Source organism: Acidocella aquatica (assembly GCF_030160635.1).
Taxonomy (GTDB): Bacteria; Pseudomonadota; Alphaproteobacteria; order Acetobacterales; family Acetobacteraceae; genus Acidocella; species Acidocella aquatica.
The window spans coordinates 1-8,329 of record NZ_BSOS01000057.1 but is presented as its reverse complement, the minus strand read 5'-3'; the positions used below and the strand labels follow the sequence as shown (position 1 = coordinate 8,329).

The window sequence follows — 8,329 nt, the reverse complement described above, 5'->3', positions numbered from 1 at the left end:
AGAGTAGAGCACAAAACCTCAAAGCTCAGAAGTGGCTTTCAAAGGGGCAGATTAACAGCGCTTACAGTTGAAGAAGGTTTTGGAACGGATCCCCGATCCGCGTGGCCGGCAAGGGCGGGACTACAGGCTTTGGTCGATCCTCGGTCTGATTTTGGTTTCCATGCTTTGTGGGCGGCGGGGCATGAAGGCTGCGTTTCATCTGGGACGTAGCCTGACGCGCGAGCAAAAGCGGCAATTGGGTTTTATGCGTGACCCTACCCCGTGTCACGCGACGCTGACTGAAACGCTGCGCGTCCTCGATGCCCTGGCGGTTGCCGACATCCTGGGCGCGGTAGTGATGGCGGATAACGGTGATGACCTTTAAACGTATGAACCTGTCGGGCGAGTGAATTTTAACGTCATTCCGCTAGCAAATCCGCTTCTGTTTCTAGCCCGGATAATTCATGAGGGTCGGCGAACGCCCAGCAAGGCATTGAAATTACTTCTAATTCTAAAAAGCCCTGAAAACAGCTGCAAGCTTGGTCGTATGTTAGAATGTGTAGGAATTTCAGAGGTTTACCTATTCGTGGTCGGAGTGACGCATAATACGGGCTAGGTTCCTTGGTTTTCTGATGAACAGCAACAGCGGCACCGTGACGAGTGTTGCCAACGTAAGGAAAACATAGTCATCATTATAGGCAATAACCTGCGCCTGCCGGTTGATAACGGCATCAAGTGCAGCGCTGCCGCCCGCACTGTACGGGCTCCAGAAAGCAGTCAAATGAGATGACGTAAGCAGCCGGTTGAAAGGTGTGACGTCGTTGGTGATTTCAGCGTGGTTGATCTGAACGTTATATGTGAGCAGGCTGTTGACTATGGAAATACCTATGCTCGACCCCAATGTTCGGGCAAGATTGAAAATGCCAGCACCCTCGGCGCGATGCTCAGGTGCTAATGTGGACAGGCTTATGGTGGACAAAGGAACCATAATAATTCCCTGGCCCGCTCCTTGGATTAGACCGACCAACATCATGCTCGTGTTCGAGACATCCGGCGTCCAACGGCTCATGGCGTAGAAAGCCCATGCTGATACGGTAAGCCCAGCGAATAGGATGATCCGAGTGTCCACCAAGCCGAGTAGGCGGCCGGCGAGAAGCATCGAGAAGATAGTACCGACGCCCCGCGGGCCCATGACAAGGCCGGCCGTGACAATGGGCTCATTCATCAGCTCTTGCAGGTAAGGCGGCTGTAGAGAAAGGGCCGCATAGGTGGTGATGCCGAGGCTGATGGTGAATATCGTGCTGGCGGTGAAATTGCGGTCCGTAAAGAGAGCGGGCCTGATGAACGGCGTGCGCGTTGTGAAGACGTGCACGAGGAACAAATAGAAAGCAACGCCGGCGAGCACGCACTCGATGATTATTTCCCGGGAGGAGAACCAATCCTGCTCTGCGCCGCGGTCCAGTAATATTTGCAGTGCGCCGATGGCGAGGCTTAGAGTACCAAAACCGAGCCAGTCCAGCTTAAAGTTCGAATTCACCTTGGTTTCCGGCAAAAACACCCACGTACCGATGAAGGCCAGCACGCCGAGTGGGACGTTGATGTAGAATACGGCACGCCAGGAATAGTCAGAGGTTAGCCACCCACCCACGACGGGCCCCAGGAGCGGGGCGGTCATTATGGGGAGACTGAACGTGGACATGGCGCGGCCGTAGCGCTCGGGCGGATTAATATTGAACATCACGGTTTGGGTGAGTGGGTTTATAGCTGCGCCCAACGCGCCTTGCAAACAGCGAAAGACAACAATTTGCGTTAAGGATTGCGCGGCGCCGCAGAGCATGGAGGTAATGGTGAAGCCGCAGATGCAAACCAGAAGCACCCGCTTGATGCCAAAGCGGGTGGCGAAAAAACCGGTAGGCGGCGTCATGATTGCCGCGGCAACAATATAGGATGTGAGGACCCATGCGATCTCGTCTTGGCTAGCGGACACACTGCCTTGCATGTAGGGCAGTGTGACATTGGCGATGGTGGTGTCCAATGCCTGCATCAGGGTTGCCAAAATCAGGCATGATGTAATGGCAATCCGGGCTTTAGCCTCCACGTGACGCTCCGCGGTTTCTGTTGTTGATTTGGCCAGCGGGCGAGTTCATTGTTGAACCTTTGGCCGGGTAGGCATGACTATTATCTGAGCCCGTAGATTGGAAGTGATGCGGAGCGAATTGCAATGCCCATGCGCTAAAATACCGCTCCAGCGTTTGCTGACGGCCGGCGGCGTCCAACGTATGCGCGGGTTGGGTGCAGCCGCGGCAAGCATGCTAGGCGATCACCGATATGGCGCCGTTGTCCAACCAGGATTTGCGCGGTTCGCCGATAGCGCGACTCGAACGCGCAGATCACGCAAACAGAGAGCCTGACTTGTATGCGGTGTCACCCCTGTAATCTCAGCGCGGAAAGGCTGCGCATTGCTACAAAACTTAAGGCGTTGCTTCTTCGACCTTAAATGAAGATTGGATAGGCATGTCTGGAGCGCCCCCGTCGCGCAAGGGTAAAAGTGGAACAAGGCGATCATCGCATGCAAAATTGCTTGTCACAGCCAGCGGAACAAGCGGCACGCCTGGCGCGGGACCATGTGCTCAGCCAGGGACACGGCTTTGGAGATTTTCTGCTGCTGTTAAGGCAAAGCTGACGCCATATTTCTGCTCGCTATGCGTCAGTTCATCCGGCCGAGAAACTGCGCCATCGCCTTTGCCGTTGCTGTTGCACCCGCAAGCGACGGATGGAACAATGTGCCCGCGGATTTTCGTCCGCCCTGCACCCAGGGTTCGGGGGCACAGGCGTGGTGACCAGCAGAAACTTTCTCCAGATCGAAAATTTCGGCGTCGGCTTCGAGCGCGGCGGTTCGGGTGATTTCAGCAAGCCGGACACCAACCTGCCGCATCATCGCCGCCTCCGCCGCGGTGAGATTAAGTGATGGACAGATTCCTTCAGGTGGCAGGATGGTCGGATAGGTTGCGACGATGACCCGTGCATTCGGCGAGCGGCGGCGTATCTCCTGAAACACAGCCAGCAGATCAGCCTGCAACGCGGCCCAGTTGCGTTTGTCAGGCGCCAACGGGCCTTTCCAGATGTGCCGCAGCAACCAGCCAAAAACCCCGCGGCCGTGGCGGCCTGCCAGAAAAACCAGATCTCCGACATAGCTGATGTCGTTGCCGCCGATCGTGATCGTAACAAGTTCCGTCTCACCATCCAGTGCATCCAGTTGCGCGGCTTGAAAATATTGCCCGCCACGCAGCACGTGCGTCGTTTTGGCGCCCGAGCTGGTCACATCCACAAGTGACATGCCGGTCAGCCGCGACAGTTGCTGCGGGTAGCTGTTGACGGTCCGCATGCAGAGCCTGGGACTTCCGGGAACGCGCTGGCCAAGGCCGATACCCGCGGCGAAAGAGCTTCCCAACGCAACATATCGTGCACGCGATGGGTTCGCTCCGTTTGATTTCATTGTCATTCCTTTTCACTCTTAATGGAGCGCGGCTAGCTTCAGGAAATTATCCATTGTAGGCGTTGTGCAAATGCAGTTTAACTAGAATGTTGACCCGCGTAAACCATGCTAATCTTACTGTGTCGTAAACTCTTGCCCGATTCGAATGTGATTTGTCATGTCTTGTCTGGAGATTCTTAACCGTGGAGGCGGGGTTACGTTATGGGTCTCAAGTCTGGACGGCGTGGCAGCGAATCACGTTTTTCGGCCTATGTCGAGGCATTAAGTTCGGCGCTTGGTCATGCCGACCGTGCGGTGCCGTTTCATTCGTATTGCGCGGGACTGCTGCTGCCGGGTGACCGCAAAAGCGTTGAGCCGATGGCAGCGCGCTTGCAGCCAGGCCGGGTGCAGGCGGCGCACCGGTCGCTGCACCACTTCGTGGCAAAATCTGATTGGTCGGATGATACGGTGCTGGCAGCGGTGCGGGCGCGTGTCCTGCCTTTGATCGCCAAGCGCGGTCCGATCCGTGCCCTGATCATCGACGACACCGGCATGCCGAAGAAAGGCCGGCACTCGGTTGACGTCGCGCGGCATGTCTGGAACGCCCCCGTCGCGCAAGGGGAAAAGAGAACGCGGCGATAATCGCATGCAGTCATGTCTACGGCCTGTTCGATGCGTGGCAGAGCTACGCTGGCCATGATGAAGTCCGCGAGTCCCTCCGATCAACATTGCGCGCTGGAGAAGCGCATTGACTCCACGGATTTTACCAACTCCCGGAAGCGACCGGTTCGGCATCATCTCTCAGCACCTTTACGCGATTTCAGTCGCGCCCGGCGTAATCAACCGACATAGTCAGACTACCGGCGCGACATATGCTTCTCCCTTTGCCATGAGCACCCAAGCGATCCGCGCGGTCTTGTTGGCGAGTGCGACCGCGACTACTTTTGGTTGCTTGCTATCGAGCAAACGCAATGCCCACGCCCGGCTTGGATTACTCTGCCGCGCGTGGCGCAGCACCGCTGTTGCGCCGACCACCAAAAGACGGCGTATATATCCATCGCCCTGCTTGGTGATGCCCATTGTGCGCTCCTTGCCGCCGCTGCTCTGCGATCGGGGTGTTAGCCCGAGCCAGGCGGAAAACTGTCTTCCAGACCGAAATACCGTCGCATCTGGCACACTGGCCGCAATCGCACTCGCCGTGATGGGACCGATGCCGGGGATTGCCGCCAAGCGCCGACTTTGCTCATTGCTACGATGCCAGACCATGATCTTCGCGTCGATCACTTCAATCTGGCGTTCAGCACTTTCGATGTGGGCGATCACCCCATTCAGCGCTTCCCGCGCCAGGACGGGTAACGCCCGCCCACACCCTTGGAACAACTCGAGCAATTGCTTTATCCCGGCGAGACCCTGTGGGGCGATTATGCCGAATTCTCCGAGATGGGCGCGCAGTGCGTTGGTCAGCATCACCCGCTGACGGACGAGCAACTCTCGCGTCTTATGCAGCATAAGCACCGATTGCTGTTCGGCCAATTTTACCCGAACAAATCGCATGGTCGGCCTTGTGACCGCCTCGCAGATCGCCTCGGCATCCGCCGCATCGGTCTTTCCACGCTTGACTAATCACGAGGTCCCCATAATGCGAAGGAGCGTGGCCTGATCGGCGGATTTTCGCCGTTTTCGGATCGGCTTGCTTTGCATTATTCAGTGCCGAACCTCTGCGGGTCAATCAACCAACGGAGGACCAGCCAATGCCCGCTTGCCGTCACGAACTAATTACCGAATTCAATTCCTCGCTTCTCAGTCAGCGATACAGCCCGGTCGTGGCGAGGAACTACTGCACCTACGCATCTGGGTTTCTGGATTATCTGGGGCCGCGCGCCATCTTGATCGCGGACGTGATCGACGTGCAGGTAGAGTAATACCTGCGGCACGCGATCGTAATGTTTGAACGGGAGCGTGGTCGACGTCCCAGCGCGCGTTGGCACGAGGTCCCGCGCTCCGGAATTCATGCCCTGTTGCGATTAGCTCACGGTCATTGGCCACCAGCAATCCAGCCTACCTGCGCGGCCGATGTGATCAGATTTGCAATTTGCGACGAATACGAAATCTGGCTGCGTGAGGAACGTGGGTTGGCTGGCTCCAGCGTCGCAGCGTTAATGTGGGAAGCGCGGAACTTCCTTACCTGGCAGATCGATCACGGAAGCGGCGGCTTGGCGGGGCTGAGCGTCGTTGACGTAGACCGTTATATGGATCTGCGCGCGCCGAAACTGACGCGCTGCTCTCTGAAGTCTGTCGCAGAGCGGCTTCGCTCGTTGCTGCGATATCTCCACATCACCGGTCGCGTCACAACGGGCCTGTCAGGGCATATCATAGCGCCGACGCTCTATGCATACGAAGGAGTACCCTCAGTCCTGCACCGCGATCAGATAGTTGCTGTGCTGGAGCGCGCAAGGAAGGACGAGACATCGGCGGGACTGCGGGACCATGCGATCCTGCAACTCCTTGCAACATATGGGCTACGGTCTGGAGAAATCCGCAATCTGCGGATCGAGGACATCGACTGGCGGGCGGAAGCCATCCATGTTCGCCACCGCAAGACACGAGCCAGCACATCGCTGCCCCTGATGGAGCCGGTCGGCGAAGCAGTGCTTGCTTATCTGCGTTCCGGGCGGCCCGTGACGGACGCCAGGGAAATCTTCCTCCGCACACGCGCGCCCTATCGCAAGCTCGACAAGCTTTACAGCGTGGTTCGCCGGCGACTCCGTGACGCTGGCGTTCAACCGCCTGGTAAGTGTGGACCCCATATCTTCCGTCATGCGCGCGCGGTTGAGATGTTGCGGGTCGCGGTGCCTCAAAAGATCATCGGCGATGTGCTGGGGCACCGTTCGACAGGATCGACGGCGCCCTACCTCAAGCTTGCTGCCGAGGATCTCAGGGCCATCGCGCTTGACGTGCCGGGAATGGAGGTGCTGGCATGACCCCCCGCTGGCCCGATCCCGACCGCGCGATCATTGGCCGCCATGTCGCGAGCCTTGATCTGCGCGGCATGAAAAGCCGAGCCTGTTATCGGCAGGTCTTGCATGGCTTCCAGGAGGTCGCCGAACGTTACGATGCCCTCGGTCAGGAAGTGCTGCTGGCCTGGTTGCGAGAATCATCCGTTCGCCGAGCGCCGTCCACGCTCTTGCACCGCACCCGCATCGTGGATCGGTTCCTCGAACACCTGTTGGAAATCGGCGCGGTCCAACGCAATCCCGTTGTCGCCCTACGCGATGAGTGCAATATCAAGCAGTGCATGCCGATCTGGCGAGCATTGGCGTCACGGGGTCCGGGACAGGCTCTTGCCGAACTGCGCCAGCCCAGGCCGTTCGGCAGCATGCTCGGCGAAATGATGGCCGAGCATGTCGCGATGATGCGGCGCAGAGGATACAAATACACTTCGCAGCCCCTGTTGCTCTTGCGGTTCGACCGATTCCTGCAGTTGCATCGGGGACCGGAAGGCGAACCGCTGAGCGCCATGATCGATCGATGGGCGGCAACGAATGTCACGCGTCACCACACGGAGGAATGTGAAAAGCTCAAGCGCGTCTTTGCGAAAATTCTTCGCCACCGCGACCCGTCGGTACCTGTGCGGCGACCGGACCCGAGACCGAGGAAGGAGGCCGCCAAGCAATGGCGAAAGCCTCATATCTACTCGCCTGCCGACGTGCGGCGGATGCTCGAGGTTGCCCGCACCTATCCGTCTCCACGGGTCCCGCTTCGGCCGCTGAGCATGTACACGATGCTGATACTGGCCTATTGTGCAGGCTTGCGGCGTGGCGAGCTTGCCCGTCTCGATCTTGGTGACGTTGACCTGCAAGACGGTACGATAACCATCCGGCAGACCAAGTTTTTCGAGACCCGGATTCTGCCGTTACCCGACAGCGTTGTAGTCGAGCTTAGGGGCTACATCGATGCGCGGCGGCGTGCCGGTGGATCACAGGACACGCGCTCCGGCCTGTTCTGGCACGAGCGAGGCGATGGCCATTACACGCCGGAAATGATCACCTGGCTGCTCGCCGACGTCATACGCCGAGCGGGGTTGAAGCCATTGCGAGGACAAACAGGGCCTCGCGTTCACGACCTGCGCCACTCGATGGTCGTGGACAGGATCCTCGAATGGTACCGAACGGACATCAACCCGCAGGACCGCTTGCCGTTCCTCGCGACCTATCTCGGTCATAGGGATATCAACTCTACCTTGGTCTACATCACCGTCACGCAGGAGCCGCTGTATTACGCAAATGAACGATTCCGGGCAGTTGGCGCGCCGTGCCTCAGTCAGGGGCAGGAGGTGCGGCCATGAGCAAGGTTGACCGGTTCCCGGACCTGATGCGCGCGTTCTTCTACGAATGGCTGGTCGAGCAGCGCAACGCGTCCATCCATACGGTTCGATCATACCGCGATACCTGGCGGTTGTGGCTCCGGTTCGTGGCCCAGCGCACGGGGAAGAAGGTGGCTATGATCAGGTTGGCCGATCTGGCCGCCAGCGAGGTCGCCGCATTCCTCAGTCACGCCGAACATGACCGTGGCGGTACGATTGGCACGCGCAACTGCCGGCTTGCAGCGATCCGCAGCTTCTTCCACTTCGTGGCCACTAGGGATCCCGGATCGATCGCGCAATGCGTGGAAATCCTCAACATCCCTGTCAAGCGCGCGCCGGTATCGGAACCATGCTATCTGGATCCGGCCGAAGTGACGGCGATCCTCGCCCAGCCCAACCGTTCGACGCTCGAAGGCATACGCGATCACGCGTTGCTCTCCTTCCTCTATTAATCAGTGCGTAAATAAACCGACATCAGGCGGCGTATTGGAGGGAGGGTTTTTGGAAGAATG

6 protein-coding genes and 2 pseudogenes are annotated in these 8,329 nt (G+C 58.4%); 5 read left to right on the top strand and 3 right to left on the bottom strand.

Annotated features, from left to right (window positions below; genetic code table 11):
• Positions 1–67 precede the first annotated feature (67 nt).
• Entirely contained in the window at positions 68–364 is a 297-nt protein-coding gene (locus QQJ84_RS09075; RefSeq protein WP_284257833.1) for a transposase family protein, read from the top strand.
• Between the two features lie 195 nt (positions 365–559).
• On the opposite strand, the gene QQJ84_RS09070 is transcribed toward QQJ84_RS09075, so the two are convergent.
• Positions 560–2,077 (bottom strand): DHA2 family efflux MFS transporter permease subunit, encoded by a 1,518-nt coding sequence (locus QQJ84_RS09070; protein WP_284257832.1) that lies wholly within the window; start codon positions 2,075–2,077, stop codon positions 560–562.
• Between the two features lie 609 nt (positions 2,078–2,686).
• On the bottom strand, positions 2,687–3,475 hold the full coding sequence (locus QQJ84_RS09065; protein ID WP_284257831.1) for an SGNH/GDSL hydrolase family protein: 789 nt from the start codon (positions 3,473–3,475) through the stop codon (positions 2,687–2,689).
• Between the two features lie 201 nt (positions 3,476–3,676).
• Here QQJ84_RS09065 and QQJ84_RS09060 point away from each other — a divergent pair.
• Positions 3,677–4,045 (top strand): annotated as a pseudogene (locus tag QQJ84_RS09060) (transposase); the annotation flags it as partial.
• Between the two features lie 261 nt (positions 4,046–4,306).
• On the opposite strand, the pseudogene QQJ84_RS09055 reads toward QQJ84_RS09060, so the two are convergent.
• Positions 4,307–5,074: pseudogene (locus QQJ84_RS09055) on the bottom strand (IS110 family RNA-guided transposase); the annotation flags it as partial.
• A gap of 455 nt (positions 5,075–5,529) precedes the next feature.
• Here QQJ84_RS09055 and QQJ84_RS09050 point away from each other — a divergent pair.
• Genes QQJ84_RS09050 through QQJ84_RS09040 form a run of 3 tightly spaced genes read left to right on the top strand, consistent with a single transcriptional unit; the run spans position 5,530 to position 8,269 of the window.
• The gene (locus QQJ84_RS09050) at positions 5,530–6,435 is read left to right on the top strand and encodes a site-specific integrase (protein ID WP_284257829.1); all 906 of its coding nucleotides are present in this window, start codon (positions 5,530–5,532) and stop codon (positions 6,433–6,435) included.
• Entirely contained in the window at positions 6,432–7,799 is a 1,368-nt protein-coding gene (locus tag QQJ84_RS09045; protein ID WP_284257828.1) for a tyrosine-type recombinase/integrase, read from the top strand. The genes QQJ84_RS09050 and QQJ84_RS09045 overlap by 4 nt, the downstream gene beginning before the upstream one ends.
• Positions 7,796–8,269, top strand: coding sequence for a tyrosine-type recombinase/integrase (locus QQJ84_RS09040; protein WP_284257826.1), 474 nt, complete (start codon positions 7,796–7,798; stop codon positions 8,267–8,269). The genes QQJ84_RS09045 and QQJ84_RS09040 overlap by 4 nt, the downstream gene beginning before the upstream one ends.
• Positions 8,270–8,329 lie beyond the last annotated feature (60 nt).